This window comes from Pseudomonas rustica (genome assembly GCF_018336155.1).
GTDB lineage: Bacteria > Pseudomonadota > Gammaproteobacteria > Pseudomonadales > Pseudomonadaceae > Aquipseudomonas > Aquipseudomonas rustica.
Window position 1 is genome coordinate 44,089 of record NZ_JAGYHF010000009.1, and the last position, 24,203, is coordinate 68,291.

28 protein-coding genes are annotated in these 24,203 nt (G+C 59.5%); 12 read left to right on the plus strand and 16 right to left on the minus strand.

Going from position 1 to position 24,203, the window contains the following annotated elements:
• Positions 1 to 4 precede the first annotated feature (4 nt).
• The 6 genes from hemA (at position 5) to KFS80_RS18340 (ending at position 5,365) form a co-directional block, all read left to right on the plus strand.
• Positions 5 to 1,291: a glutamyl-tRNA reductase gene (gene hemA / locus KFS80_RS18315; protein WP_053123763.1), complete on the plus strand. Its 1,287-nt coding sequence runs from the start codon at positions 5 to 7 to the stop codon at positions 1,289 to 1,291.
• On the plus strand, positions 1,288 to 2,370 hold the full coding sequence (prfA, locus tag KFS80_RS18320; protein WP_053123761.1) for a peptide chain release factor 1: 1,083 nt from the start codon (positions 1,288 to 1,290) through the stop codon (positions 2,368 to 2,370). The genes hemA and prfA overlap by 4 nt, the downstream gene beginning before the upstream one ends.
• Positions 2,371 to 3,201, plus strand: a complete 831-nt coding sequence (gene prmC / locus KFS80_RS18325) for a peptide chain release factor N(5)-glutamine methyltransferase (protein WP_212545509.1) — start codon at positions 2,371 to 2,373, stop codon at positions 3,199 to 3,201. It abuts the gene before it with no gap.
• Positions 3,195 to 3,950, plus strand: a complete 756-nt coding sequence (locus KFS80_RS18330) for a molybdopterin-synthase adenylyltransferase MoeB (RefSeq protein WP_212545510.1) — start codon at positions 3,195 to 3,197, stop codon at positions 3,948 to 3,950. The genes prmC and KFS80_RS18330 overlap by 7 nt, the downstream gene beginning before the upstream one ends.
• Entirely contained in the window at positions 3,943 to 4,734 is a 792-nt protein-coding gene (gene murI / locus KFS80_RS18335; RefSeq protein ID WP_212545511.1) for a glutamate racemase, read from the plus strand. The genes KFS80_RS18330 and murI overlap by 8 nt, the downstream gene beginning before the upstream one ends.
• Positions 4,735 to 4,846: 112 nt before the next feature.
• On the plus strand, positions 4,847 to 5,365 hold the full coding sequence (locus KFS80_RS18340) for an acyloxyacyl hydrolase (protein ID WP_212545512.1): 519 nt from the start codon (positions 4,847 to 4,849) through the stop codon (positions 5,363 to 5,365).
• A gap of 95 nt (positions 5,366 to 5,460) precedes the next feature.
• Here KFS80_RS18340 and KFS80_RS18345 read toward each other — a convergent pair whose 3' ends face one another.
• The 12 genes from KFS80_RS18345 to KFS80_RS18400 form a co-directional block, all read right to left on the minus strand.
• Positions 5,461 to 5,766 (minus strand): YkgJ family cysteine cluster protein, encoded by a 306-nt coding sequence (locus tag KFS80_RS18345; protein ID WP_212545513.1) that lies wholly within the window; start codon positions 5,764 to 5,766, stop codon positions 5,461 to 5,463.
• 52 nt (positions 5,767 to 5,818) lie between these two features.
• Entirely contained in the window at positions 5,819 to 6,310 is a 492-nt protein-coding gene (locus KFS80_RS18350) for a DUF2878 domain-containing protein (RefSeq protein WP_212545514.1), read from the minus strand.
• Positions 6,303 to 7,568 (minus strand): SAM-dependent methyltransferase, encoded by a 1,266-nt coding sequence (locus KFS80_RS18355; RefSeq protein WP_212545515.1) that lies wholly within the window; start codon positions 7,566 to 7,568, stop codon positions 6,303 to 6,305. The genes KFS80_RS18350 and KFS80_RS18355 overlap by 8 nt, the downstream gene beginning before the upstream one ends.
• A complete protein-coding gene (locus tag KFS80_RS18360) occupies positions 7,555 to 8,370 on the minus strand; it encodes a DUF1365 domain-containing protein (RefSeq protein WP_212545516.1) in 816 nt (271 codons plus the stop codon). Before KFS80_RS18360 ends, KFS80_RS18355 begins: the two co-directional genes overlap by 14 nt.
• Entirely contained in the window at positions 8,367 to 9,614 is a 1,248-nt protein-coding gene (locus KFS80_RS18365; protein WP_212545517.1) for an NAD(P)/FAD-dependent oxidoreductase, read from the minus strand. The genes KFS80_RS18360 and KFS80_RS18365 overlap by 4 nt, the downstream gene beginning before the upstream one ends.
• Positions 9,611 to 10,393, minus strand: coding sequence for an SDR family NAD(P)-dependent oxidoreductase (locus tag KFS80_RS18370; protein ID WP_053123740.1), 783 nt, complete (start codon positions 10,391 to 10,393; stop codon positions 9,611 to 9,613). Before KFS80_RS18370 ends, KFS80_RS18365 begins: the two co-directional genes overlap by 4 nt.
• The gene (locus tag KFS80_RS18375) at positions 10,390 to 10,812 is read right to left on the minus strand and encodes a nuclear transport factor 2 family protein (RefSeq protein WP_053123738.1); all 423 of its coding nucleotides are present in this window, start codon (positions 10,810 to 10,812) and stop codon (positions 10,390 to 10,392) included. Before KFS80_RS18375 ends, KFS80_RS18370 begins: the two co-directional genes overlap by 4 nt.
• Complete coding sequence (gene phrB, locus KFS80_RS18380; protein WP_212545518.1) at positions 10,805 to 12,250, minus strand: deoxyribodipyrimidine photo-lyase; 1,446 nt, start codon at positions 12,248 to 12,250, stop codon at positions 10,805 to 10,807. The genes KFS80_RS18375 and phrB overlap by 8 nt, the downstream gene beginning before the upstream one ends.
• Before the next feature lie 16 nt (positions 12,251 to 12,266).
• Complete coding sequence (locus KFS80_RS18385; protein WP_212545519.1) at positions 12,267 to 13,208, minus strand: MerR family transcriptional regulator; 942 nt, start codon at positions 13,206 to 13,208, stop codon at positions 12,267 to 12,269.
• Positions 13,208 to 14,170, minus strand: a complete 963-nt coding sequence (locus KFS80_RS18390; protein WP_212545520.1) for a YbgA family protein — start codon at positions 14,168 to 14,170, stop codon at positions 13,208 to 13,210. The genes KFS80_RS18385 and KFS80_RS18390 overlap by 1 nt, the downstream gene beginning before the upstream one ends.
• Positions 14,171 to 14,392: 222 nt before the next feature.
• Positions 14,393 to 14,608: a TIGR02450 family Trp-rich protein gene (locus KFS80_RS18395; RefSeq protein ID WP_212545521.1), complete on the minus strand. Its 216-nt coding sequence runs from the start codon at positions 14,606 to 14,608 to the stop codon at positions 14,393 to 14,395.
• Entirely contained in the window at positions 14,605 to 15,591 is a 987-nt protein-coding gene (locus KFS80_RS18400; protein WP_053123729.1) for an NAD(P)/FAD-dependent oxidoreductase, read from the minus strand. Before KFS80_RS18400 ends, KFS80_RS18395 begins: the two co-directional genes overlap by 4 nt.
• Positions 15,592 to 15,788: 197 nt before the next feature.
• Here KFS80_RS18400 and KFS80_RS18405 point away from each other — a divergent pair, with 197 nt between their 5' ends.
• Both KFS80_RS18405 and hemH read left to right on the plus strand, forming a co-directional pair.
• Positions 15,789 to 16,691: a TIGR01777 family oxidoreductase gene (locus KFS80_RS18405; RefSeq protein ID WP_053123727.1), complete on the plus strand. Its 903-nt coding sequence runs from the start codon at positions 15,789 to 15,791 to the stop codon at positions 16,689 to 16,691.
• 13 nt (positions 16,692 to 16,704) lie between these two features.
• Positions 16,705 to 17,730: a ferrochelatase gene (hemH, locus tag KFS80_RS18410; RefSeq protein ID WP_212545522.1), complete on the plus strand. Its 1,026-nt coding sequence runs from the start codon at positions 16,705 to 16,707 to the stop codon at positions 17,728 to 17,730.
• Between the two features lie 150 nt (positions 17,731 to 17,880).
• Here the strand turns inward: hemH and KFS80_RS18415 are convergent, their stop codons facing one another.
• Together KFS80_RS18415 and upp are read right to left on the minus strand one after the other, a co-directional pair.
• Entirely contained in the window at positions 17,881 to 19,155 is a 1,275-nt protein-coding gene (locus tag KFS80_RS18415) for a uracil-xanthine permease family protein (RefSeq protein ID WP_008086144.1), read from the minus strand.
• 2 nt (positions 19,156 to 19,157) lie between these two features.
• Positions 19,158 to 19,796 carry a uracil phosphoribosyltransferase gene (upp, locus tag KFS80_RS18420; RefSeq protein WP_007912842.1) on the minus strand — a complete coding sequence of 213 codons (639 nt, stop codon included), beginning with the start codon at positions 19,794 to 19,796 and terminating at the stop codon, positions 19,158 to 19,160.
• A 162-nt stretch (positions 19,797 to 19,958) separates the two neighbouring features.
• Here upp and KFS80_RS18425 point away from each other — a divergent pair, with 162 nt between their 5' ends.
• From KFS80_RS18425 to KFS80_RS18435, 3 genes are all read left to right on the plus strand, one after another.
• Positions 19,959 to 20,516 (plus strand): hypoxanthine-guanine phosphoribosyltransferase, encoded by a 558-nt coding sequence (locus tag KFS80_RS18425; RefSeq protein ID WP_159814630.1) that lies wholly within the window; start codon positions 19,959 to 19,961, stop codon positions 20,514 to 20,516.
• A 179-nt stretch (positions 20,517 to 20,695) separates the two neighbouring features.
• A complete protein-coding gene (locus tag KFS80_RS18430) occupies positions 20,696 to 21,175 on the plus strand; it encodes a hypothetical protein (RefSeq protein ID WP_212545523.1) in 480 nt (159 codons plus the stop codon).
• Positions 21,176 to 21,238: 63 nt separating this feature from the next.
• Positions 21,239 to 21,526, plus strand: coding sequence for a PA4642 family protein (locus KFS80_RS18435; RefSeq protein WP_053123715.1), 288 nt, complete (start codon positions 21,239 to 21,241; stop codon positions 21,524 to 21,526).
• Between the two features lie 151 nt (positions 21,527 to 21,677).
• Here the strand turns inward: KFS80_RS18435 and mqo are convergent, their stop codons facing one another.
• On the minus strand, positions 21,678 to 23,186 hold the full coding sequence (gene mqo, locus KFS80_RS18440) for a malate dehydrogenase (quinone) (RefSeq protein WP_212545524.1): 1,509 nt from the start codon (positions 23,184 to 23,186) through the stop codon (positions 21,678 to 21,680).
• Between the two features lie 403 nt (positions 23,187 to 23,589).
• Between mqo and KFS80_RS18445 the strand changes: the two genes are divergently transcribed.
• Entirely contained in the window at positions 23,590 to 23,826 is a 237-nt protein-coding gene (locus KFS80_RS18445; RefSeq protein ID WP_156316182.1) for a hypothetical protein, read from the plus strand.
• A 69-nt stretch (positions 23,827 to 23,895) separates the two neighbouring features.
• Here the strand turns inward: KFS80_RS18445 and KFS80_RS18450 are convergent, their stop codons facing one another.
• On the minus strand, positions 23,896 to 24,129 hold the full coding sequence (locus KFS80_RS18450; RefSeq protein ID WP_053123709.1) for a hypothetical protein: 234 nt from the start codon (positions 24,127 to 24,129) through the stop codon (positions 23,896 to 23,898).
• Between the last annotated feature and the right edge of the window lie 74 nt (positions 24,130 to 24,203).

Here is a 24,203-nt window from a genome sequence, read left to right on the forward strand (position 1 = left end):
TTGAATGGCCTTCCTTGCACTCGGTATCAACCACAAGACTGCTTCAGTAGACGTCCGCGAGCGCGTGGCTTTTACGCCTGAGCAACTGGTGGAGGCCTTGCAGCAGCTTTGCCGACTGACCGACAGCCGCGAAGCCGCGATCCTCTCCACCTGCAATCGCAGTGAGCTTTATATAGAACAGGATCAGCTTTCTGCCGATGTCGTCTTGCGCTGGCTGGCTGATTACCATCATTTAAGCCTCGATGAGCTGCGCGCGAGTGCTTATGTGCATGAAGATGATGCGGCAGTTCGTCACATGATGCGCGTCGCCTCCGGGCTCGACTCGCTGGTGTTGGGCGAACCGCAGATTCTCGGCCAAATGAAATCGGCCTACGCCGTGGCACGCGAGGCCGGCACCATCGGCCCGCTGCTGGGGCGATTGTTTCAGGCGACATTCAATGCCGCCAAGCAGGTGCGCACCGACACCGCCATCGGCGAAAACCCGGTATCGGTGGCATTTGCCGCCGTCAGTCTGGCCAAACAGATTTTCAGTGATTTGCAACGCAGCCAGGCTTTGCTGATCGGCGCCGGCGAGACCATCACGCTGGTCGCCCGCCATTTGCACGAGCTGGGCGTCAAGCGCATCGTCGTCGCCAATCGCACGCTGGAACGTGCCAGTTTGCTCGCCGAACAGTTCGGCGCCCACGCGGTGCTGCTCTCGGACATCCCGGCAGAACTGGTGCGCAGCGACATCGTGATCAGTTCGACCGCCAGTCAGTTGCCGATTCTCGGCAAAGGCGCGGTAGAAAGCGCTTTAAAGCTGCGCAAGCACAAACCGATCTTCATGGTCGACATCGCGGTTCCCCGGGATATCGAACCGGAAGTCGGCGAACTGGACGACGTTTACCTGTATAGCGTCGACGATCTCCACGAAGTGGTCGCCGAAAACCTCAAGAGCCGCCAGGGTGCAGCGCAAGCCGCCGAAGAGATGGTTTCGGTCGGCGCCGACGATTTCATGGTGCGCCTGCGCGAACTCGCGGCGGTTGATGTGCTCAAGGCCTATCGTCAACAGAGCGAACGCCTGCGTGACGAAGAGCTGCAAAAAGCCCTGCGTCTGCTGGCCAACGGCGGCAACGCCGAAGACGTGCTCGGGCAACTGGCCCGTGGCCTGACCAATAAACTGTTGCATGCGCCCAGCGTGCAACTGAAAAAGCTTTCTGCCGAAGGCCGCCTCGATGCGCTGGCCATGGCCCAGGAACTCTTTGCCCTCGAGGGCTCACCGGATAGCTTTTCGGATAAAAAACCGCAATGAAAGCGTCACTGCACAATAAGCTGGACATCCTCCAGGATCGTTTCGAGGAACTGACCGCGCTGCTCGGCGACGGCGAAGTCATTGCCGATCAGAGCAAATTCCGCGCCTATTCCAAGGAATACGCCGAAATCGAGCCGGTCGTACAAGGCTATAAAAAGCTCCTCAGCGTACAAAGCGATCTTGAAAGCGCGCAGGCGCTGCTCAAGGACAACGACCCGGACATGCGTGAAATGGCCGTGGAAGAAGTCCGCGAAGCCAAAGAATCGCTGATCACCCTGGAAGCCGACCTGCAACGCATGCTGTTGCCCAAGGATCCGAATGACGGGCGCAACGTCTTCCTCGAAATTCGCGCCGGCACCGGTGGCGACGAGGCGGCGATCTTCTCCGGCGACCTGTTCCGCATGTACTCGCGTTACGCCGAGCGTCGCGGCTGGCGCGTGGAGATCCTCTCGGAAAACGAAGGCGAACACGGCGGTTATAAAGAAGTCATCGCCCGGATCGAAGGCGACAACGTTTACGGCAAACTGAAATTCGAATCCGGCGCGCACCGCGTTCAGCGCGTACCCGCCACCGAATCCCAGGGCCGTATCCACACCTCCGCGTGCACCGTGGCTGTGTTGCCCGAGCCGGACGAGCGCGAAGCGATCGAGATCAACCCGGCGGATTTGCGCGTCGACACGTTCCGCTCCTCCGGGGCCGGTGGTCAGCACGTCAACACCACCGACTCGGCGATCCGCATCACGCACATTCCGACCGGCACCGTCGTCGAGTGTCAGGAAGAGCGTTCCCAGCACAAGAACCGTGCCCGGGCGATGGCCTGGCTGTCGGCGAAACTCAACGATCAGCAAACCGCAGCGGCGGCGAATGCCATCGCCAGCGAGCGTAAATTGCTGGTCGGTTCCGGCGATCGCTCCGAGCGCATTCGCACGTACAACTTTGCTCAGGGCCGGGTCACCGACCATCGCGTCAACCTGACCCTGTACTCCCTTGATGAAATTCTCGCCGGGGGCGTTGATGCGGTGATCGAGCCGTTGCTGGCCGAATACCAGGCTGACCAACTCGCAGCGATAGGTGAATAAATGACCATCATTGCCAGCCTGTTGCGCGCCGCCGAACTACCGGACTCGCCCACTGCGCGTCTGGACGCCGAATTGCTTCTGGCCGCTGCACTGGGCAAGTCGCGCAGTTTTCTGCACACCTGGCCCGAGCGCATCGTGCCGAGTGACGCGGCGCTGACCTTTGCCGAATACCTGCAACGTCGCCGTGGCGGTGAGCCGGTGGCCTACATTCTTGGTCAGCAGGGTTTCTGGAAACTCGATCTGGAAGTCGCGCCGCACACGCTGATCCCGCGTCCGGACACTGAATTGCTGGTGGAAGCGGCGCTGGAATTGCTGCCCGCGACGCCGGCTAAAGTGCTCGACCTCGGCACTGGCAGCGGCGCGATCGCCTTGGCCTTGGCCAGCGAGCGTGCGGCGTGGAAAGTCACGGCGGTGGATCGCGTGCTCGAAGCCGTGGCACTGGCCGAACGCAATCGTCAGCGCCTGCATTTGAACAACGCCACGGTGCTGAGCAGTCATTGGTTCAGCTCGCTGGCCGGTCAGCGTTTTCAGTTGATCATCAGCAACCCGCCGTATATTGCGGCGGCCGATCCGCATCTGGTCGAAGGCGATGTGCGCTTCGAACCGGCCAGCGCCTTGGTCGCCGGTGAAGACGGCCTCGATGATCTGCGCTTGATCGTCGAACAGGCTCCGGAGTATCTCGAGGCCGGTGGCTGGCTGATGCTCGAACATGGCTATGATCAAGCCGAAGCCGTGCGCGATTTGTTGCTGACGCGCGGTTTTGAAGAAGTCCACAGCCGCACCGATCTGGGCGGTCATCAACGCATCAGTCTGGGACGCCTGCCGTGCTGAATGATCAGGAATTGCTGCGCTACAGCCGGCAGATTCTGCTGCAACACATCGACATCGATGGCCAGTTGAAGCTCAAGGACAGTCGCGTGCTGATCGTCGGCCTCGGTGGTCTCGGCGCGCCGGTCGCCTTGTATCTGGCTGCGGCGGGTGTCGGTGAATTGCATCTGGCGGATTTCGACACGGTCGATCTGACCAACCTGCAACGCCAGATCATTCATGACACCGACAGCGTCGGCATGAGCAAGGTCGACTCGGCGCTCAAGCGTCTGAGTGCGATCAATCCGGAGATTCAACTGATCGCGCATCGGCAGGCGCTGGACGAGGATTCTCTCGCCGCCGCCGTGGCAGCGGTGGATCTGGTGCTCGACTGTTCCGATAATTTTTCTACGCGCGAGGCGGTCAACGCCGCGTGTGTGTCGGCGCGCAAACCGCTGGTCAGCGGCGCGGCGATTCGCCTTGAAGGGCAATTGTCGGTGTTCGACCCGCGTCGCGATGAGAGCCCTTGCTACCACTGCTTGTACGGCCACGGCAGCGAAGCCGAATTGACCTGCAGCGAAGCGGGTGTTGTCGGGCCGTTGGTGGGCCTGGTTGGCAGTCTGCAAGCGCTTGAAGCGTTGAAAGTGCTGGTCGGTTTCGGCGAGCCGCTGGTGGGCCGTTTGTTGCTGATCGATGCGCTGGGCTCGCGTTTCCGTGAGCTGCGCGTCAAGCGTGATCCGGGTTGCAGTGTCTGTGGCTCGCGCCATGCGTGAAGCGCCGATCGGCGTGTTCGATTCCGGTGTCGGCGGTTTGTCGGTACTGGCAGAAATCCAGCAATTGTTGCCCAACGAATCGCTGCTCTATGTCGCCGATTGCGGGCACATTCCCTACGGCGAGAAAACCCCGGAATTTATCCGCCAGCGTTGCAGCGTGATGGCCGGGTTTTTCCGCGAGCAGGGCGCCAAGGCGTTGGTGTTGGCTTGCAACACGGCGACCGTCGCCGGGGTTGCCGATTTGCGTCGTGATTACCCGGACTGGCCGATTGTCGGCATGGAACCTGCCGTGAAGCCGGCGGCGGCTGCGACCCGTAGCGGTGTGGTCGGCGTGCTCGCCACTACGGGCACTTTGCAGAGTGCCAAGTTCGCGGCATTACTTGATCGTTTCGCCACCGATGTGCGGGTGATTACCCAGCCTTGTCCCGGACTGGTCGAGCTGATTGAAAGCGGTGACCTGCACAGCGACACATTGCGCGCGTTGTTGAAAAGTTATGTCGATCCGTTGCTGGCCAACGGTTGCGACACGATCATTCTTGGTTGCACGCACTATCCCTTCCTCAAGCCGATGCTCAAATCGATGATCCCGGCGGACATCAGTTTGATCGACACCGGCGCCGCCGTGGCGCGGCAACTTCAACGGCTGCTGGCCGAGCGCGATCTGCTGGCTGAGGGGCCGAACCGATCGGTCAGATTCTGGACCAGCGCGGATCTGCAGTCCTTCAAAAATGTCCTGCCGTTGCTGGGGCAAACCGCGAATGATGTGCAAAACTTCGGTTTGTGAAAAAAACGTGAAATAAGCTGAAATTCGTCTGAACTTCTATTCAGGCGCAGACTTCTATAGCGTTGTGTTAACCAGAAAACCAAACGATCGTTCCGGAAAAGGAAGTTTCAAAGTGAAGCGACTATTCTGCTTGGCCGCGATTGCGGCCGCACTAATGGGGCAAAGCATTACTGCACAAGCGGCAGGTGTTGAATTTGCGGTGGGGGCCACCAGCGATTCGACCATGACCTACCGCCTGGGGATGAATTTTGATTGGGATCAGAGCTGGCTGCAGAGCGACGTTGGTCGCCTGACCGGTTACTGGAGCGGCGCCTATACGTATTGGGAAGGTGACAAGACCTCCAGCAACAACAGCCTGTCGTTCTCGCCGGTATTTGTTTACGAGTTTGCCGGCCAGTCGGTCAAACCGTATGTAGAGGCGGGCATCGGTGTCGCGTTGTTCTCCAATACTGAGTACGAAGACAACAACATCGGTGGCGCCTTCCAGTTCGAAGACCGCCTCGGTTTTGGTCTGCGTTTCAATGGCGGGCATGAAGTCGGGATCCGTGCGACGCACTATTCCAACGCCGGCCTGGCTAGCAGTAACGACGGCGTAGAAAGCTACGCGCTGCACTACACAATGCCGTTGTAAGCAAGATCAAAAGATCGCAGCCTTCGGCAGCTCCTACAGGTGAAACACAATCCCATGTAGGAGCTGCCGAAGGCTGCGATCTTTTGTTTTTTGGATCAGCGGTACGCGGTGGTGATGCCTTGGCGTTCTTCGAGGCACTCGGGGGCGCCCATTTCGAATTCGCGGCAGATCAGCGGGCGTTTTTCGTAGATCGTGCACATCATCGTGTCGCGATCCAGCGACGCGCACCAGCCGTCGTCCAGACGCAACATCACTTCGCCGCCCCACTCATCGGTATCGATAAAGCGATCAGGCACGCCGGTGTCGGTGATCAGCATCACTTCGAGCTGGCAGCAGCACGCCGCGCAGGTCGAGCAGGTGACTGCAGGCTCGGTGATTTGCTGGTGGGGAATGGTTTTCATGGCGGCAGTGTAAGGCAGTCGCTGCGGTGCGTGTGAATGGTCTGACAGACGCTCAGCCGGCCAACCGCCGCGCCATGGTGTGCAAAAGCGGAAACAGCAGTGCCCAGAGTAGGCCGATGCCAATCAGTGTCGGTAATTCGCCGTAGGGAAATTGCACCCCGGCCAGTCGTCCACCGCCGTAATACGACAACGCGCCACCCGCCGCGCCCAATCCACTCGCCAGCCACCAGGGCCGGCCACTCCATTGCAGACAATGCCGCAACGTCGTCGCGAGCAACGCCCACAACAGCATCAACCACAACGGAATCAACGGCGATTGATCCTGAAATTCAAACACGCCGACGCCGCGCAAAACGCTGTCCACCGCCGTGCCGACAATCACCACACTCAAAATCAAACGCCCTTCAGCCGCCCAACTGCTGATCCAGCGCAGATGAATTACCAGCACTGCCAACGCCAGCAACAACCACAAACTGTTGCCGCCGATTACACAGGTCAGCCAGCCAATCTGGAACAGCACTGCATTGGCGACACGCTCAAGCATCGAAGCGGCCAAGCAGTGGCGCAGTCATCGCCGCGGGTTTGGCCAGCAGCAATTGCGCGGTGCCGATGGTGCGTTCGAGGAAACCACCTTCGCAATAGCACAGGTAAAACTCCCACAGCCGCAGGAAATAATCGTCATAACCCAGCTCGGTCAAACGGCCATGGGCGCGGCGGAAGTTCTCGTGCCACAGGCGCAGGGTCTTGGCGTAATGCAGGCCGAAATCCTCCATGTGCAGCAGGTTCATGTCGGTGTCGCGGCTGACCACTTCGAGCATCTTCTGCACACAGGGCAGGGCGCCGCCGGGGAAGATGTAGCGCTGAATGAAATCGACGCCGCGTTTGGCCTGTTCGTAGCGTTGCTCGCGAATGGTGATCGCCTGGATCAGCATCAAACCGTTGCTCTTGAGCAAGTGCGCGCACTGTTTGAAATAGGTCGGCAGGAAGCGATGGCCGACCGCTTCGATCATTTCGATCGACACCAGTTTGTCGTACTCGCCGGTTAGGTCGCGGTAGTCCTCCAGCAGCAACGTCACTTGATCCTGCAAACCGAGTTGCTCGATGCGCTGGGCGGTGAAGGCGTACTGCTCTTTCGACAGCGTCGTGGTGGTCACGCGGCAACCGTAATTCTGTGCGGCGTAAAGCGCCATGCTGCCCCAACCGGTGCCAATCTCGAGCAAATGGTCGCTGGGCTTGAGCGCGAGCTTCTGGCAGATGCGCTCCAGTTTGTTCAGTTGCGCCTGCTCCAGCGTGTCTTCGGGGGTAAGAAATTGCGCCGCCGAATACATCATGGTCGGGTCGAGAAACTGTTCAAACAGATCGTTGCCGAGGTCGTAATGCGCCGCGATGTTCTTCTGCGAACCCTTGCGTGTATTGCGATTGAGCCAGTGCAGACCTTGCACCAACGGCCGACTGATGCGGGCCAGTCCGCCCTCCATCGCATCGAGCACTTCAAGGTTGCTGACGAACACGCGCACCACCGCCGTCAGATCCGGCGAACTCCAGTAACCGTGGATAAACGCCTCGCCCGCGCCGATCGAACCGTTGCTGGCAACCATGCCCCACAGGGCTGAATCCAGCACATGGATTTCCCCGAGCAACGCACTGCCCGGCGTGCCAAACATCAACCGTTCGCCATCCTCGACCACCAGCAGTTGCCCGTTTTTGAGCTGACCCAATTGGCGCAATACGCCGCGGCGCAGCAACGAACCGGTCAAACCGTTGGTGCTGAGCCGACTGACCGACAGGCTAGAGGATTTCATGGCGGTGCTCCTTGGGAGGCACAGTGGCGGTTTGAAAGCTGCCGTCGGCAGCCTGGTGAGCAAAAATCGGTACACGTTTAAGCAACAGCCGCAGCGCTTGCCAGTAAATGGCCAACGCGGTTTTTGCGGTCATCCACGGAAAGCGTTTCAGGTAGCGATGCAGGCTGTGACGGTCGAGGGTTTCGCGTTGCAGATTGAGCGTCGCGTCGAACAGTTTTTCCTCGCCCTGCCAGTCGGCCATGTGTACGCCGAGATTTTTCCCGGCGGGGCTGAAGCTCATGCGGTATTCGAGGTCGCGCGGCAGAAACGGCGAAACGTGAAAGGCCTTGGCCACGGCAAAATGCTGGTGAAAATCCTGCAGATTGCTCGGCGCACGGGCCGGCAACACATAGTGATAACGCTCGCGCCACGGCGTGTTGGTGACTTCGCAGACGATCGCTGCCAGCTGCCCATCGGCCTCGTGGCAATAAAAGAAACTCACCGGATTGAACGACAAACCCCAGCTGCGCGCCTGGGTCAGCAGACAGATCGCGCCTTGCGGTTCGTGGCCGATGGCGGCGCCGACCTGTTGGCGCACCGCATCAATCAAGCGCACGCCGCGACTGGTGAAGGATTTGAGGTAGTCGGTCTCTCGAAAGGAGAACGGCGCAAAACGACTGCGACCTGCCAGCGGCGACAGCGCGAGCACGGCGTCCTGCTCGCTGAGATCGAGATAGAGCAAGCCGATCTTGTAGCGAAATTGATGCTTGCGCGGCGAGAAGCGCCGATGGCCGATCCAGCCGCTATAAAGGGCGCTGTTCATAAGGTTTCCCCGAACGCCGAAGCCACGCGCAACGCACTGACCACACCGTCTTCATGGAAACCATTGGCCCAGTAAGCGCCGCAATAGTGCGTATGTTGCGCACCGTCCAATTCCGCCCAGCGATTTTGCGCCGCTACCGCCGCGAGGCTGTATTGCGGATGAGCGTAGGTGTATCTGGCGAGCACTTTGAACGGGCTGATGCCGGCGCTCTGGTTGAGGCTGACGCAGAACGTGGTGTCGCTCTGAATGCCTTGCAGAATGTTCATGTCGTAAGTGACGGCGGCGTGAGTGTGGCCGGCGCCGCTGAGCCGATAGTTCCAGCTGGCCCAGGCCAGTTTTCGAGTCGGCAGCAAACGCGTGTCGGTGTGCAGCACCACTTCATTGTCGGCGTAGGGCAGGGCGCCGAGGATCTCGCGTTCGGCATCGCTCGGCTCGGCGAGCAATTGCAGGGCCTGATCGCTGTGACAGGCGAACACCACTTTGTCGAACTGCTCGCTGCCCGCCGCGCTGTGGATAACTACGCCGTGCTCGTCACGATCGACCCGCGTTACCGGGCAATTGAGGCGGATCTTGTCTTTGAACGCGGCGGTCAGCGGCGCAATGTAAGCGCTGGAACCGCCCTCGATCACCCGCCATTGCGGACGATTGCTCACCGACAACAGCCCGTGATTCTTGAAGAAGCGCACAAAGAATTGCAGCGGAAAATTGAGCATCTCGGCCATCGGCATCGACCAGATCGCCGCGCCCATCGGCACGATGTAATGCAGGATGAAGCGCTCGCCGTAGTTGCCTGCTTTCAGGTAATCGTCGAGGGTCATGTTGCTGGAAATGCGCAACTCGGCGAGGTCGCGCTGGGCTTCTTTATTGAAGCGCAGAATGTCGCGCAACATGCCCCAGAACCCCGGCGACAACAGATTGCTGCGCTGGGCGAACAGGCTGTTGAGGTTGTTGCCGTTGTATTCCAGACCGCTGTCCGGGTCGCTCACCGAAAAACTCATTTCGGTGGCTTTGAACGGCACGCCGAGCTGGCCGAGCAAGCGGATGAAATTCGGGTACGTCCAGTCGTTGAACACGATAAACCCGGTGTCCACCGCGTACTGCTGGCCGTCGACCGTCACTTCGACCGTGTGCGTGTGGCCACCGACCCAGTCGCTGGCCTCGAACACGTGCACGTCATGTCGGCGATTGAGCAGGTGGGCGCAGGTGAGCCCGGCGATCCCGCTGCCGACGATGGCGATTTTCATGCTGGATCTCGCAGCGGTGGCGATTTACGCACCATGCGCTTGCCGATCGCCAGTTGCAGGCTGGCCGGCAGTTTCGACAGCGGCCAGAGGGCGGCCATGAACAGCGCCGGAAAGGCGATTTCCAGTGGCCGATCCTTGAGCTTGGCGAAGATGTGCCGCGCGGCTTTATCCACAGGCCAACTGAGCGGCATCGGGAAATCGTTCTTCGCGGTCAGTGGCGTTTCGACGAAACCGGGGCTGACGATGGTGACTTCGATGCCTTCATCCGCCAGGTCGATGCGCAGCGATTCAAACAGATAACGCAGCCCGGCCTTCGACGCGCCATAGGCTTCGGCCCGAGGCAGTGGCAGGTACGTCACCGAACTGGCGACGCCGATCAGATGCGGCGCGGTGCCTTTGCGCAACAGCGGCAGGGCGGCTTCGATGCAGTAGCTGCTGGCGAGCAGATTGGTGCGCACCACGTGCTCGATGATCGACGCATCGAACTGCTTAGCGTCGACATATTCACAAGTGCCGGCGTTGAGAATCACCGAATCCAGCGAACCCCAGACTTCAGCGATCTGCTCACCGATTTCGCGGACGGTCTGACTGTTGGTCAAATCCCCCGGCACCACTAAAACCTGGCCCGGATAGCGTTGCGACAAGACTTTCAGTGCCGCGACCGAGCGCGAGCTGACCGCCAGGTGCGCGCCGCTTTTCAGAATTTCTTCAGCGAGCGCCGCGCCGATGCCACTGCTGGCGCCGGTCAACCAATAGCGCCGTGGAGGTGTACGACTCATCCCATTCTCCTTTTTAGCCAGGCGATGACCCGGCCCAATACGGGTAAATGTTCATACAACAGCGCCCCGGCATCGAAGTAATCCCGGTGGCGATAAACCTTGTCGCGCCAGAGCAGATGCGAGCAGCCGCTGACGCGAATCACCTGACCACTCGCCAGACGCGGATGGCGGTAACTCATGACCCAGCGCAGATAGCCTTCGCCGTCGCTGATCTGATCGAAGCCATGAAAATCAAACCGCAGCTCGCTGACGTTGGCGTACAGCTCGCTGAAATAATCGTGCAGTTGCTTGAGCCCCTGCACTTCGTGCAACGGGTCGGTGAAATGAATGTCATCGCTGTACAGCTCGCCCAACCGGTGCAGGTTGTCTTTGTTCAACTCGCAAAATTGTTGGGCGAAGCGGCGCAGGAATTCACTCATCACTGCCCTCCATTGCCGTGCGCGATGGCAGGCTCTTGAACGCGGCCAGTGCGCGCTCACGGGAGGCGCTGAGATTGACGATTGGCGACGGATAATCGGCGACGCCAAACAGTCCGCCAAGGTTGGCCGGGTTGTGGATTTCCTTTTTGTTCAGCCCGGCGAGTTCCGGCAGCCAGTGCTTGATGAACAGGCCTTCGCTGTCGAATTTTTCCGACTGACTCAACGGATTGAAAATGCGGAAGTACGGCGCGGAATCGGTGCCGGTCGATGAGCTCCATTGCCAGCCACCGTTGTTCGCCGCCAGATCGCCGTCGATCAGATGACGCATGAAAAAGCGCTCGCCTTCGCGCCAATCGATCAACAGGTTCTTGGTCAGGAACATCGCCACAACCATGCGCAGACGGTTGTGCATCCAGCCGGTTTCGAGCAGTTGGCGCATCGCCGCGTCGATGATCGGCAGACCCGTGCGCGCCTCTTGCCAAGCCTTGAGTTCCTCCGGTGCATCACGCCAGGCCAATGCCTCGGTTTCCGGGCGAAAGGCGCGGTGACGCGAAACCCGTGGGTAGCCGACCAGAATGTGTTTGTAGAACTCGCGCCAGAGCAGTTCGTTGATCCAGGTGACGGCGCCGACGTTGCCGCTTTCGAATTCGCCCTGATTGCTTTGCAACGCGGCGTGCAGGCATTGGCGCGGTGAGATCACGCCAGCGGCGAGGTATGCCGAGAGCTGGCTGGTGCCGGGTTTGGCCGGGAAGTCGCGTTCGCTTTTGTAGTATTCGATCTGCGCGTCGGTGAAGGTGTCGAGGCGACGGCGCGCTTCTTCTTCACCGGCCGGCCACAGGGCTTGCAGGGATTCGCTCGGGGTGGCGAAGCCTTTGACCGAGTCAGGAATCGGGTCGCTGTCGACCTTGAGTGTTGCCTGTTTGCCGGGCGCCTTGACCAGCGTCGGCATGGAGCGGTGCAGGCGTTCGTAGCAGACCTTTCTGAACTGGCTGAACACCTTGAAATAGGTGTCGGTTTTGGTCAGCACGGTGCCCGGTTTGAACAGCAGTTGATCGAGGTAGCTGTGAAACTCGATACCTTCGGCCTGCAAGGTTTCCGCCACGGCGGCATCGCGACGGCTTTCGTGGACACCGTATTCTTCGTTGACGTGAACCGCTTCGACCTTCAGTTCGCGGCACAGCTTGAGCAGCTCCGCTGGAGCCTGATCCCAATGATTGGCAGTGCGGATCAACAAGGGGATGTTCAGCTCGCCGAGGCTGTTGCTCAGTTCTTTGAGATTGCGTAACCAGAAGTCGACCTTGCAGGCGGCATCGTCGTGTTCCAGCCACTGCTGCGGGCTCAACAGGTACACGGCCACGGTCGGGCCGCGGGCTGCGGCGGCCGCGAGGGCGGTGTTGTCGTGTTGGCGCAAGTCGCTGCGCAGCCAGATCAATTGCATGACATTAAACCCATCATTAAATCAGTCCACGCTGAACGAGTACCTGGTGCGCTGACAGCGCATCTTCAGCCAGGTACACATCAGCGATCTCGGAAGTTCTTACGGACAACTCGGCGTGGTGGATGCATACCGTTGGTCCGACAATCATTTTTGTGCAACTGACTCCGTTCAGTAGCTTGGGCAGGTGGGCAAGGTTCATGGCCTTGCTCGAATAGAGCAGGACGCCACGGGCTTGCAGGTGTTCGACGGCCAGCGCCAGTTCGCCGGCCGGTAACGGCCAGTCAAACACTTGCACCGGGCAATCGGCGCTGCTGATCAGCCACGCGCATAGCCACAGATGCGGTTCCAGTGGCAGGTCGGAGTGGTTGATCAACAGCAGCGGTGCGGCGTGCAACTGACGATTGTTATGGTAGATGCGCGCACCGAATTTGCTGCGCAGCCAGGAAAAAAAGAACGTGCGCTCCATCTGCGCACCGAATTGGCCCTGCCAGCGTTGTTCGAGCTCAGCCAGCAGCGGCATCAACAACTGCTCACACAAGGTGCGCGGCGGGTACAGCGCCATCGCTTGGTTGACGCTGTCGTCGAGGTTGCGTTCGTTGAGCTGGGTGACGGCGGCGAGCAACGTTTGACGCAGGCGTTGCCAATCGTTTTCCACCGGTTCGCTGAAGGCTTGCGGAGTGTCTAGGAGCGGCTTGACCTGGCTGACTGCAACGCCACGGTTCAGCCAGGTCAGGATCGCCAGAATTCGTTGCACATGTTCAGCCGAATACAGTCGATGGCCCTTGGGTGTGCGTTGCGGCACGATCAGCCCGTAGCGACGTTCCCACGCGCGCAAGGTGATCGCGTTGACGCCGGTTTGCCGCGCGACTTCACGGATCGGCAACCAGCCTTCGTCGAGGGCTTTCTTGAAATCGGCGCCGAGGTCTTCCTGGGCGCTGGAGTCGGGTTTGTCGTTCATCAGATGGCGTTTCGCAGGCTGAGGTTTTCCGGGTGCGGTTGCAGGTAAACCTGTTGCGCGATGTACGGATCGGGGTGTTGGCGAAAGTGATGCTTGAGCAGCGTCAACGGCACCACCAGCGGCACGATGCCGAGGCGGTATTGGTCGATGACGTGCACCATTTCCTGTTTGTCTTCGGCGCTGATTACCTGTTTCAGATAACCGCTGATGTGCAGCAGCACGTTGCAGTGCGTGCCGCGCGTGGCGCATTTTTTCAGCGCCGCCATCAGTTCGCTGAAGTAGCGCGGACCGAGTTCGACGGGATCGGTGTGCGCCATGTTGCCCAGCAATTTACCCAGAGCTTTGTATTGCAGCGGGTTGTGGGCCATCAGCAAGTATTTGTAGCGCGAGTGAAATTCGGTGAGGGCGCGGCGGCTCAGGCCATCGGCGAGTACCTGCTGCCAGGCGCTGTAGGCAAATACGCGGGTGATGAAGTTTTCCCGCAGCACCGGATCGTTGAGACGCCCGGCTTCTTCCACGGGCAAATCCGGGTGTTGCGCGCAGAAGGCTTGGGCGTAAATGCCACGCCCGCCGCCATTCACCGGAGCGCCGTTGGCGTGATAGACCTTGACCCGCTCCAGCCCGCAGGACGGCGATTGCTGCATAAAGATGTAGCCGCAGATGTCATCAAGTTCAGCGGCCATTTTCTCGCCGTATTCGGCCAGTGGCTGGGTGACGTTGATCGCCGGATTGACTGTGCCGATGGCTTGCGGATGTTCGGGATCACCGACGAGGCGAATCGGCTCGCGGGGAATGCCGAGGCCGATAGCGACTTCCGGGCAAACCGGGGCGAATTCGAAATATTCAGTGAGGGTGCGGCTGCACAGGCGCGATTCCTTGTGGCCACCGTTGTAGCGCACCTCGGCACCCAACAGGCAGGCGCTGATGGCGATTTTCGGTTTGGCGGCGGGCAGGGCAAGCATAGGCACCTCGAATCTAAACCTGTACAGAGTGCAATCTCTGTACAACATTGGGTTAGCATAGATTCAAAGGTGTACAAGTCAAATTGTTTGTATAACTTTTTGCGGGCCGAACACAATCCCCTGTGGGAGCGGGCTTGCTCGCGAATGCGGCTTAACATTCAACACATGTATTAGCTGATACACCGCTTTCGCGAGCAAGCCCGCTCCCACAGGGGCCGGTGTTTATTTCCAGCCTTGCAGCCATTCAGCGTGGTTTAGGAGCGTCTGCCAATCAAGCCGTTCGGCGCGTTTGGTCAGCACCGCCTGCAACTCAACTTCCAGCACCGTGCCTTCCTCATCGCGGAACAATTCGGTCACCAGAAAATGCTTTTCGCGATTCTGCGGGTGGGCTGCTGTCCATTTCGACAGCAGCAATTTGCGCGGGTTGATGCGGTTCATTGCAGGTGTTCGTGCAAGCGGCGCGCAGCCTCCTGACCACTCAGCCATGCACCCTCCACACGCCCGGACAGGCACCAGTCGCCGCAGGCATACAAGCCCAGATCGGCATCGGCCAGCGTGCCCCATTCGTGCCCCGTTGCCGGGCGTGCATAGAGCCAGCGATGGGCGAGGCTAAAGCTCGGCGCCGGCATCGCGCTGTGCAGCAATTCAGCGAATGCACCGTGCAGATGCTCGATCACCGCTTCCTTGGACAGGTCGATGTGTTGCCGACTCCATGCGCTGGTCGCGTGCAGCACCCACGTGTCGAGGGTGTTGTCGCGCCCCGGTTTACTACGGTTGCGCGCCAGCCAGTCGAGCGGGCTGTCCTGCACGAAGCAGCCTTCGATTGGCGTATCCAAAGGCGTGTCAAAGGCAAGGGCAACGGCCCACGTCGGATCCATCTTCACCCCCGCAGCGGCGCCGGCGAGCTTCGGTGCCGCGGCCAATAATGCGGTGGCTTGCGGCGCCGGCGTGGCGATCACCACGTGGCTGAAGGGGCCGTGGGTGAAGCCTTCGGCGTCCTGCAAATGCCAGTGCTCTTCACCGCGAAAAACTTCGGTGATGCGGCAGGCGAAATGCACTTCCAGACCGTCGAGCAAACCACGGGTGATGGCGCTCATGCGCGGCGCGCCGACCCAGCGTGTCTGCTCGTCCGGCGACAGGTTCAGTTGCCCGCCCTGATAGGTGTAGAGCTGCGGCGTCCACTCGGCGACCCAGCCCTGGCTTTGCCAACGCTGTACTTCGGTGACGAAGCGACGGTCGCGGGCGGTGAAATATTGCGCGCCCATGTCCAGCGAACCGGCGTCGCTGCGTTTGCTCGACATGCGCCCGCCACTGCCGCGGCTTTTATCGAACAGTTGCACGGTATGCCCGGTCTCTGTCAGAGCCTGGGCGGCGGAGAGCCCGGCGATGCCGGTGCCGATGATTGCGATAGGTACAGTCATAGGGGCCTCGTTTACCTTTCTGTACAGACTACGCCGTGATTGAAACCTGTACAATTTTGTTTTCTGGTATAACTTCTAGCGTTCTCGTTCTGACAGCTTGGCCTATGGTTAAACAATAGAGCCTGCCCGATAGAAAAGATCCCTGCTTTTAAAAATAGACTAGTGATCCGGGTTAAACGCCACGCGAGGAAGATGTCATGCACATATTGCTGACCGGCGGTACTGGTTTGATCGGCCGACAACTCTGCCGACACTGGTCCGCGCAGGGTCATCGTCTGACGGTATGGAGCCGCACGCCGGAAAAAGTCGCGAAAATTTGCGGCGCACAGGTGCGCGGCATCGCTCGTCTCGAAGACGTGGGTGATGAGCCGTTAGACGCGATCATCAACCTCGCTGGCGCTCCGATTGCCGATCGGCCATGGACGCATCGGCGCAAGGCGTTGCTGTGGAGCAGTCGCATCACACTGACGGAAACCTTGCTGGCGTGGCTCGAAACTCGCGCGCAGAAACCGGCGCTGTTGATTTCCGGCTCGGCGATCGGCTGGTACGGCGATGGCGGCGAACGTGAGCTGACGGAAGAATCGCCGCCGGTGATCGACGACTTCGCCAGTCAGCTGTGCATCGCCTGGGAAGAAACCGCGCAACGTGCTGAAGCGCTGGGCATTCGCGTGGTGCTGGTGCGAACCGGTTTGGTGCTGTCGGCCGAGGGCGGCTTTTTGTCGCGGCTGCTGTTTCCGTTCAAGCTTGGGCTGGGCGGGCCTTTGGGCAACGGTCGGCAATGGATGCCGTGGATTCATATCGATGATCAAATCGCGCTGATTGATTTTCTTCTGCACCGCGAGCAGGCCAGTGGTCCTTATAATGCGTGCGCGCCGCAACCTGTGCGCAATCGCGAATTTGCCAAAACCCTGGGCAGCGTATTGCACCGCCCGGCGTTTATGCCGATGCCGACCCTGGCACTGAAGGTCGGTCTCGGCGAGATGTCTTTGTTGTTGCTCGGCGGCCAAAAGGCTACGCCGGCACGCTTGCTGGAAGCGGGTTTCACTTTCCAGTTCACGGAATTACGTGCGGCTTTGGATGATCTCTCCAGCCGCCTCTGAAATAGGACGTTGCATGACCGATCACGCCTTGCTTCTGGTCAACCTGGGCTCCCCGGCCTCCACTTCGGTGGCCGATGTGCGCAGTTACCTCAATCAGTTTTTGATGGATCCGTACGTGATCGACCTGCCATGGCCGCTGCGGCGGTTGCTGGTGTCGCTGATCCTGATCAAACGCCCGGAGCAGTCAGCCCATGCCTACGCGTCGATCTGGTGGGAGGAGGGCTCGCCGCTGGTAGTGCTCAGCCAGCGTCTGCAACAACAGATGAAGGCGCAGTGGACGCAAGGGCCGGTGGAACTGGCGATGCGCTACGGCGAGCCGTCGATTGCAACCTGCTTGCTGAAACTGGTCGCGGCGGGGCACAAACGCATCACGCTGGCGCCGCTGTATCCGCAGTTCGCCGACAGCACCACGACCACCGTGATCGAAGAAGCCAAACGGGTGATTCGTGAGAAGAAGTTGAATGTGCAATTGTCGGTGCTGCAACCGTTCTACGATCAGCCGGAGTATCTCGACGCGCTGGTTGAAAGTGCCAAGCCGCATCTGCTACAGGATTACGATCACTTGCTGCTGAGCTTTCATGGCTTGCCGGAGCGGCACCTGACCAAGCTCGACCCGACGGGCAATCATTGTTTCAAGAACGAAGACTGCTGCAAGAACGCTTCGCCGGCGGTATTGGCCACCTGTTATCGCGCGCAATGCTTGCGCACCGCCGCGCTGTTTGCCGAGCGCATGGGATTGGCGGACGGCAAGTGGTCGGTGTCGTTTCAGTCGCGGTTGGGCAAGGCAAAGTGGATCGAGCCGTACACCGAAGCGCGGCTGGATGAGTTGGGTAAAAGCGGCGTGAAGAAGTTGCTGGTGATGTGCCCGGCGTTTGTCGCCGACTGCATCGAAACGCTGGAAGAGATTGGCGATCGCGGCAAGGAACAGTTCCGCGAAGCAGGGGGCGAGGAGTTGGTGCTGGTGCCGTGCCTGAACGACGACCCGCAATGGGCGAAGGCGTTGGCGACCCTCTGTGAAAGAGCACCGTTGGCCCTTTAAAAGCCAAAAGCTTCGCGAGCAAGCCCGCTCCCACATGATCGTTCCCACGCTCCGCGTGGGAATGCAGCCCGTGACGCTCCGCGTCACTGGACGCGGAGCGTCCCTAGAGACATTCCCACGCAGAGCGTGGGAACGATCAGATCTAAAAGTTTAGATCAGCGGCTCATCCGCCTTCTTGTTCTTCCAGCCGTCATTGCCCGGCAGGATCAGGTTCAGCGCAATCGCCACCACCGCGCACAGCGCGATGCCTTTGAGGCCGAAGTCGTCCGGGCCGGTGCCAGTACCGACCAGCACACCGCCAATCCCGAACACCAACGTCACCGAGACAATCACCAGATTGCGTGCTTCGCCCAAATCGATCTTGTGACGGATCAGGGTGTTCATGCCCACCGCCGCGATCGAACCGAACAACAGGCACAGAATCCCGCCCATCACCGGCACCGGAATGCTTTGCAGCAGCGCGCCGAACTTGCCGATGAACGCCAGGGTGATGGCGAAAACCGCCGCCCAGGTCATGATTTTCGGGTTGTAGTTCTTGGTCAGCATCACCGCGCCAGTCACTTCGGCGTAGGTGGTATTCGGCGGACCGCCAAACAGACCGGCGGCGGTGGTGGCAATGCCGTCACCGAGCAAGGTGCGATGCAGGCCCGGCTTCTTCAGATAGTCGCGACCGGTCACGCTACCCACAGCAATCACGCCGCCGATGTGTTCGATGGCCGGGGCCAAGGCCACCGGAACGATGAACAGAATCGCCTGCCAGTTGAACTCCGGCGCGGTGAAGTGCGGAATCGCAAACCATGGCGCAGCGGCAATCTTCGCGGTGTCGACCACGCCGAAATAGAACGACATGGCAAAACCGACCAGCACACCGGAAATGATCGGCACCAGGCGGAAGATGCCTTTACCGAACACCGCCACGATCAACGTGGTCAGCAGCGCTGGCATCGAGATCAGCATCGCGGTCTGGTAGTGAATCAGTTCCGAACCGTCGCCAGCCTTGCCCATCGCCATGTTCGCGGCAATCGGCGCCATGGCCAGGCCGATGGAGATGATCACCGGGCCAATCACTACCGGCGGCAGCAAACGGTCAATGAAGCCCGTGCCTTTGATCTTCACGGCCAGGCCCAGGAAGGTGTAGACGAAACCGGCCGCCATCACACCGCCCATGGTCGCGGCGAGGCCGAACTGGCCCTTGGCGAGAATGATCGGAGTAATGAAAGCGAAGCTCGACGCCAGAAACACCGGCACCTGACGCCCGGTGACGATCTGGAACAGGATCGTCCCCAGACCCGCGGTAAACAGTGCCACGTTCGGGTCGAGGCCCGTGATCAGCGGCATCAGCACCAAAGCGCCGAAAGCCACGAACAGCATCTGGGCGCCGGACAGCACCGTGCGCCAGAGCGGATCGTTGAACTCTTGCTGCATGGTTACGCGTCCTTCTGCTTGGTGCCGAAGATCTTGTCACCGGCGTCGCCAAGCCCAGGGATGATGTAACCGTGTTCGTTCAAACGCTCATCGATGGACGCGGTGTAGATGGTCACGTCCGGGTGAGCCTTCTCGACGGCAGCAATGCCTTCCGGCGCGGCAACCAGCACCATCGCGCGGATGTCTTTGCAGCCGGCCTTTTTCAACAGGTCGATGGTCGCAACCATCGAGCTGCCAGTGGCGAGCATCGGGTCGATGATCATTGCCAACCGTTCGTCGATTTCCGGAACCAGTTTTTCCAGATAGGTGTGCGCTTGCAGGGTTTCTTCGTTGCGGGCGACACCCACGGCGGAAACCTTGGCACCCGGGATCAGGCTCAGCACGCCTTCAAGCATGCCGATGCCGGCGCGCAGGATCGGCACGACGGTGATCTTCTTGCCGGCGATCTTCTCGACCGACACGGTGCCGCACCAGCCTGCAATATCGTAGGACTCCAGCGGCAAATCTTTTGTAGCTTCATAGGTCAACAGGGCGCCGACTTCCTGAGCGAGCTCACGGAAGTTCTTGGTGCTGATATCGGCGCGGCGCATCAGGCCGAGTTTATGACGGATCAGCGGATGGCGGATCTCGAGGATGGGCATGGAAAAACTCCGGCGGCGGGCAAAAAAACCGGCCTAGATTAATCTATCCGAGGGTGATGTCCTATAGGACATACAGTACGTTAGTCCACAAATGCTTGATTCGACCTCGCGGGATGCGTACCTTTGCCCGCTTTTCCGAAATCGAACCCCCTGGAGAGCGCCATGTCCGCTGATCTCGAGCATATCCGTCAAGTCATGCGAGAGGCTGACTGCCTGTACACCGAAGCTGAAGTCGAGGCGGCCATCGCCCGTGTCGGTGCACAAATCAACGAACAACTGGCTGACAGCAACCCTGTGGTGTTCTGCGTGATGAACGGCGGCCTGATCTTTTCCGGCAAACTGCTGACGCATCTGCACTTCCCGCTGGAAGCGTCCTACCTGCACGCGACCCGTTATCGCAACGAAACCAGCGGCGGCGACCTGTTCTGGAAAGCCAAGCCGGAAGTCTCGTTCATCGACCGCGACGTGCTGATCATCGACGACATCCTCGACGAAGGTCACACCCTCGGCGCGATCATCGACTTCTGCAAACACGCCGGCGCGCGCAAAGTGCACACCGCTGTGCTGATCGACAAGGATCACGACCGCAAAGCACGTCCTGACCTCAAAGCCGATTTCGTCGGCCTGCCGTGCATCGACCGCTATATCTTCGGTTACGGCATGGACTACAAAGGCTACTGGCGCAACGCCAACGGGATCTTTGCCGTTAAAGGCATGTAATTTACGCCCCGATCCAGTGTGGGAGCGGGCTTGCTCGCGAAAGCGGTGTATCAGTCGACATTTGTTTTGAATGTCAGGTCGCCTTCGCGAGCAAGCCCGCTCCCACAGTAGTTTTGTGTGTGCTGATCCATTCGCGATACCCATGCTAGAGTGCTCGGCCCCGCCCTCCGGAGCCTGTCATGAGCCTCTTGATCCGCAGCCTCGCCGCGCTTTTCCTGATCTTCAGCCTGCCTCTGTCCGCCGCGCCGATGCACAGTCAATTCCTGCCGCCGGACGATCTGACCGTGCGCGATGCCGAGCCCGAGCAACAGCAACTCATGCAGGTCATCGACTATTCCGTGGTGGTGGGCGCGCAACGTCAATCCAATCAGCAACCGATTCCGGTCACGTCTCCGCTGCTGATCCGCCTCAAGGGCAAATCCCTGAACAAGGGTGCGACGATCACGCAGGTGCTGGTCAATTTTGACGGCGAAAGCAAAAGCCTGAAAAAGCCGATCTACGACGACAAAAGCAAAACCCTGACGTTGTTTTATCCACAGGCCCAATACCGCGTGATCATCGATCTGCTGCGCAATGACACCGTGTATGTGCAGTTCCTCAGTTACGCCAACGGCCATATCTGGGCCGATTTGCACACCGGCAGCACGCGTTCGCGTTGAGCCCGGCGGCAGGGCAGGGGTAAACTGCCCGCCCCGTGTAATGTCTGCGAGCTGGAGTCGGCAATGCGTAAAGATAAGAAACAAGTGATTGGTGACGAGATCGGCGATGAGCAGATCAAGCTGTTCCTCGATTTTGAACCGGTCGACGCCACTTCGCCGTCGCTGCACAAACTGATCAAGGCCTACCGTGGTCTGCGTATCGACGACTTCGAACGCTTCCTGGGTTTCTTCGTTGAGGCCGGTTATGACGTTGATGGCAAGGACGAACAGGGCAAGACCTTTGTTGAGCTGATCGCCGATCAGCGTAATGCCCCGGACTACATCGAACTGATCGAAAAGTCCCGCGGTTAAGGTCAAAAGATCGCAGCCTGCGGCAGCTCCTACATGGGATTTATGGTGACTGTGTAGGAGCTGCCGAAGGCTCGGGCCGCGATCGGACGATCTTTTGCATTTCAAAGCCATAAAAAAACGCCCCGATCGGGGCGTTTTTTATGCCGCAAGATCAAGCGTAGCTTGGTGTCTCGCTGCTTTCTTCAACCAGTTCCAGCGCGATGTTGTTCTGCGTGTTGATCTTGCGATACAGCGCAGCATCGGTTTCCAGCACCTTTTCACGGGCCGGGAAGATCTCGGCCAGTTTCGCCGCCCACTCACCCTTGGCCTGATTCGGGAAGCACTTCTCGATCAGTTCCAGCATGATCGAAACGGTCACCGAAGCGCCTGGCGAAGCGCCGAGCAGCGCGGCCAGCGAACCGTCCTTGGCCGACACCAGTTCGGTACCGAATTGCAGGATGCCGCCCTTTTTCGGGTCTTTCTTGATGATCTGCACCCGCTGGCCAGCCACTTCCAGACGCCAGTCTTCGGCTTTCGCTTGCGGGTAGAAACGGCGCAGGGAATCCAGACGCTGTTCCATCGATTGCATCACTTCGCTGACCAGGTATTTGGTCAGATCCATGTTGTTTTTCGCCACGGCCAGCATCGGCCCGATGTTGCCGGCGCGAACCGACAGCGGCAGGTCCATGAAGGAGCCGTGTTTGAGGAACTTGGTGGTGAAACCGGCGTATGGCCCGAACAGCAGGGATTTCTTGCCGTCGACGACGCGGGTGTCCAGGTGCGGCACCGACATCGGTGGCGAACCCACAGCGGCCTGGCTGTAAACCTTGGCCTGATGCTGTTTGACCACTTCCGGATTGTCGCAACGCAGCCACTGGCCGCTGATCGGGAAGCCGCCGAAGCCTTTGCTTTCTTCGATGCCCGAAGCCTGCAGCAACGGCAACGCCGCGCCACCTGCACCGAGGAAAACGAACTTGGCGTCGACTTCACGGGTGTTGCCGTTGTTGACGTCTTTGATGCTGACGGTCCAGCCGCTGCCGTTACGCTTGAGACCAGTCACGCGCTTGCAGTATTTGACTTGCGCGTCCGGAGCGCTGGTCAGGTGCTTGAGCAACTGATTGGTCAGCGCGCCGAAGTTGACGTCGGTGCCGTTCATCACGCGGGTGGCAGCGAGGACTTCGTCCGGCGAGCGGCCCGGCATCATCAGCGGCATCCACTCGGCCATTTTGGCCTTGTCTTCGGTGTATTCCATGTCGGCGAAGGCGTGGTGCTTGTGCAGCACGTCAAAGCGTTCTTTGAGGAACGACACGCCGGAATCACCCTGCACGAAGCTCAGGTGCGGTACCGGGCTGATGAACGATTTGCACGAGCCGAAGGTGCCTTTCTTGGTCAGGTACGACCAGAACTGCTTCGACACCTCGAACTGGGTGTTGATGTGCACGGCTTTCTTGATGTCGACGGTGCCATCGGCGGCCTGCGGCGTGTAATTCAGCTCGCACAGACCAGCGTGACCGGTACCGGCGTTGTTCCACGGGTTGGAACTCTCCGCAGCACCGGAATCCATCAGCTCGACGACTTCCAGCTTGATCGCGGGGTCGAGCTCTTTGAGCAGTACGGCGAGGGTGGCACTCATGATGCCGGCCCCAACCAGTACTACGTCGACTGCTTCGTTATGCGCCATTTAACGCGTCTCCAAAATCTGCAGCACCAAATTGTCGGCATGGCTGCCAGGCGTTCCGGGACAGATCAATTGTGTCCAGGCTATCCGTGGTCAGGTTCGCCATGTCCGAATCTTCGCAATTTTTCGCAACTTCGACGGATGCATGCGGCCTGGCTTTCAAGAGCTCCATGAACTCATTTCAGCACGCAGCTGGCAATTCGACTTATGGTCGAGACATCCGTTTTTGTGCAACCAAATCCGTAGCGGACAGGCTTCAGGCTCCGATATTCGAGGTATACCCGGTCCTGTGTCGTTGGGCTGTTCCAGACGCTAATGGTGCATGTTCAGACGCAAAACTATTCATTTGCTCGCCACACTCTTGTGAAGTTGTGAAAACCCGTTTTTTTCACGCTCTTTTGAAGACGTGAACCTCAAAAAAGGGCTGTCTTGGCTTGGCACCTTGCCCGAGGGCAAAAACAACGCGGCGGCCGAGCGTCATGACAGCTCTGCAGATTCGCGAAAAGCGGGGTTTTTGCCGGAAGAACAGGCAAGCGCGCCAACTTCACTCGATCTGTGTGGGCGGCTCTCTGTGGGCGATTTTGATGTCGATGCGATGCGCATTGACGCTGTTGCGGGGCCCGATCAGGAGACGTCCTTATAATCGGGGGGAGATTGTATCGAAGAAATGCGGGGAGTTGGTCGTGTTTAATGACTTTTATTAGGCATCCGGTCAGATGCTCAACATCGCCTGAGCGCGTGCACGAGGCTGCGGCGCTATGACGCGGGCGCTGGCGGGCAATGGGTGGTGCAACCAGTTGAGACGAATTTCTTCGATTTCCACCCAACCGTCACCCATCGGCTGCAGGCTGCACTGCTTGAATGCCTGACAATGACCGTTGCGGTCGAGCAGGGCAAAGCTGCGGTGCAACGGGCGTGGCGCAAACAACGAGATCAAATAACGCATGGCCGATTACCTTGCTGGAGGACTTGTTTGAAGGTTGCCAGCAGGGCGTGACGTCAACATGTACGGCAGATGAC

Excerpts from the sequence above, each read along its gene's own strand:
- KFS80_RS18370 (WP_053123740.1), bottom strand. The coding sequence starts at position 10,393 with ATGAGTCGTACACCTCCACGGCGCTATTGGTTGACCGGCGCCAGCAGT.
- KFS80_RS18400 (WP_053123729.1), bottom strand. The coding sequence starts at position 15,591 with ATGACTGTACCTATCGCAATCATCGGCACCGGCATCGCCGGGCTCTCC.
- KFS80_RS18365 (WP_212545517.1), bottom strand. The coding sequence starts at position 9,614 with ATGAAAATCGCCATCGTCGGCAGCGGGATCGCCGGGCTCACCTGCGCC.
- phrB (WP_212545518.1), bottom strand. The coding sequence starts at position 12,250 with ATGCAATTGATCTGGCTGCGCAGCGACTTGCGCCAACACGACAACACC.
- KFS80_RS18415 (WP_008086144.1), bottom strand. The coding sequence starts at position 19,155 with ATGCAGCAAGAGTTCAACGATCCGCTCTGGCGCACGGTGCTGTCCGGC.
- KFS80_RS18350 (WP_212545514.1), bottom strand. The coding sequence starts at position 6,310 with ATGCTTGAGCGTGTCGCCAATGCAGTGCTGTTCCAGATTGGCTGGCTG.
- KFS80_RS18425 (WP_159814630.1), top strand. The coding sequence starts at position 19,959 with ATGTCCGCTGATCTCGAGCATATCCGTCAAGTCATGCGAGAGGCTGAC.
- KFS80_RS18375 (WP_053123738.1), bottom strand. The coding sequence starts at position 10,812 with ATGAGTGAATTCCTGCGCCGCTTCGCCCAACAATTTTGCGAGTTGAAC.
- upp (WP_007912842.1), bottom strand. The coding sequence starts at position 19,796 with ATGCCCATCCTCGAGATCCGCCATCCGCTGATCCGTCATAAACTCGGC.
- KFS80_RS18430 (WP_212545523.1), top strand. The coding sequence starts at position 20,696 with ATGAGCCTCTTGATCCGCAGCCTCGCCGCGCTTTTCCTGATCTTCAGC.
- KFS80_RS18405 (WP_053123727.1), top strand. The coding sequence starts at position 15,789 with ATGCACATATTGCTGACCGGCGGTACTGGTTTGATCGGCCGACAACTC.
- KFS80_RS18450 (WP_053123709.1), bottom strand. The coding sequence starts at position 24,129 with ATGCGTTATTTGATCTCGTTGTTTGCGCCACGCCCGTTGCACCGCAGC.
- KFS80_RS18345 (WP_212545513.1), bottom strand. The coding sequence starts at position 5,766 with ATGAAAACCATTCCCCACCAGCAAATCACCGAGCCTGCAGTCACCTGC.
- KFS80_RS18360 (WP_212545516.1), bottom strand. The coding sequence starts at position 8,370 with ATGAACAGCGCCCTTTATAGCGGCTGGATCGGCCATCGGCGCTTCTCG.
- KFS80_RS18395 (WP_212545521.1), bottom strand. The coding sequence starts at position 14,608 with ATGAACCGCATCAACCCGCGCAAATTGCTGCTGTCGAAATGGACAGCA.
- hemA (WP_053123763.1), top strand. The coding sequence starts at position 5 with ATGGCCTTCCTTGCACTCGGTATCAACCACAAGACTGCTTCAGTAGAC.
- mqo (WP_212545524.1), bottom strand. The coding sequence starts at position 23,186 with ATGGCGCATAACGAAGCAGTCGACGTAGTACTGGTTGGGGCCGGCATC.
- hemH (WP_212545522.1), top strand. The coding sequence starts at position 16,705 with ATGACCGATCACGCCTTGCTTCTGGTCAACCTGGGCTCCCCGGCCTCC.
- KFS80_RS18355 (WP_212545515.1), bottom strand. The coding sequence starts at position 7,568 with ATGAAATCCTCTAGCCTGTCGGTCAGTCGGCTCAGCACCAACGGTTTG.
- murI (WP_212545511.1), top strand. The coding sequence starts at position 3,943 with ATGCGTGAAGCGCCGATCGGCGTGTTCGATTCCGGTGTCGGCGGTTTG.
- prfA (WP_053123761.1), top strand. The coding sequence starts at position 1,288 with ATGAAAGCGTCACTGCACAATAAGCTGGACATCCTCCAGGATCGTTTC.
- KFS80_RS18390 (WP_212545520.1), bottom strand. The coding sequence starts at position 14,170 with ATGCTTGCCCTGCCCGCCGCCAAACCGAAAATCGCCATCAGCGCCTGC.
- KFS80_RS18435 (WP_053123715.1), top strand. The coding sequence starts at position 21,239 with ATGCGTAAAGATAAGAAACAAGTGATTGGTGACGAGATCGGCGATGAG.
- KFS80_RS18385 (WP_212545519.1), bottom strand. The coding sequence starts at position 13,208 with ATGAACGACAAACCCGACTCCAGCGCCCAGGAAGACCTCGGCGCCGAT.
- prmC (WP_212545509.1), top strand. The coding sequence starts at position 2,371 with ATGACCATCATTGCCAGCCTGTTGCGCGCCGCCGAACTACCGGACTCG.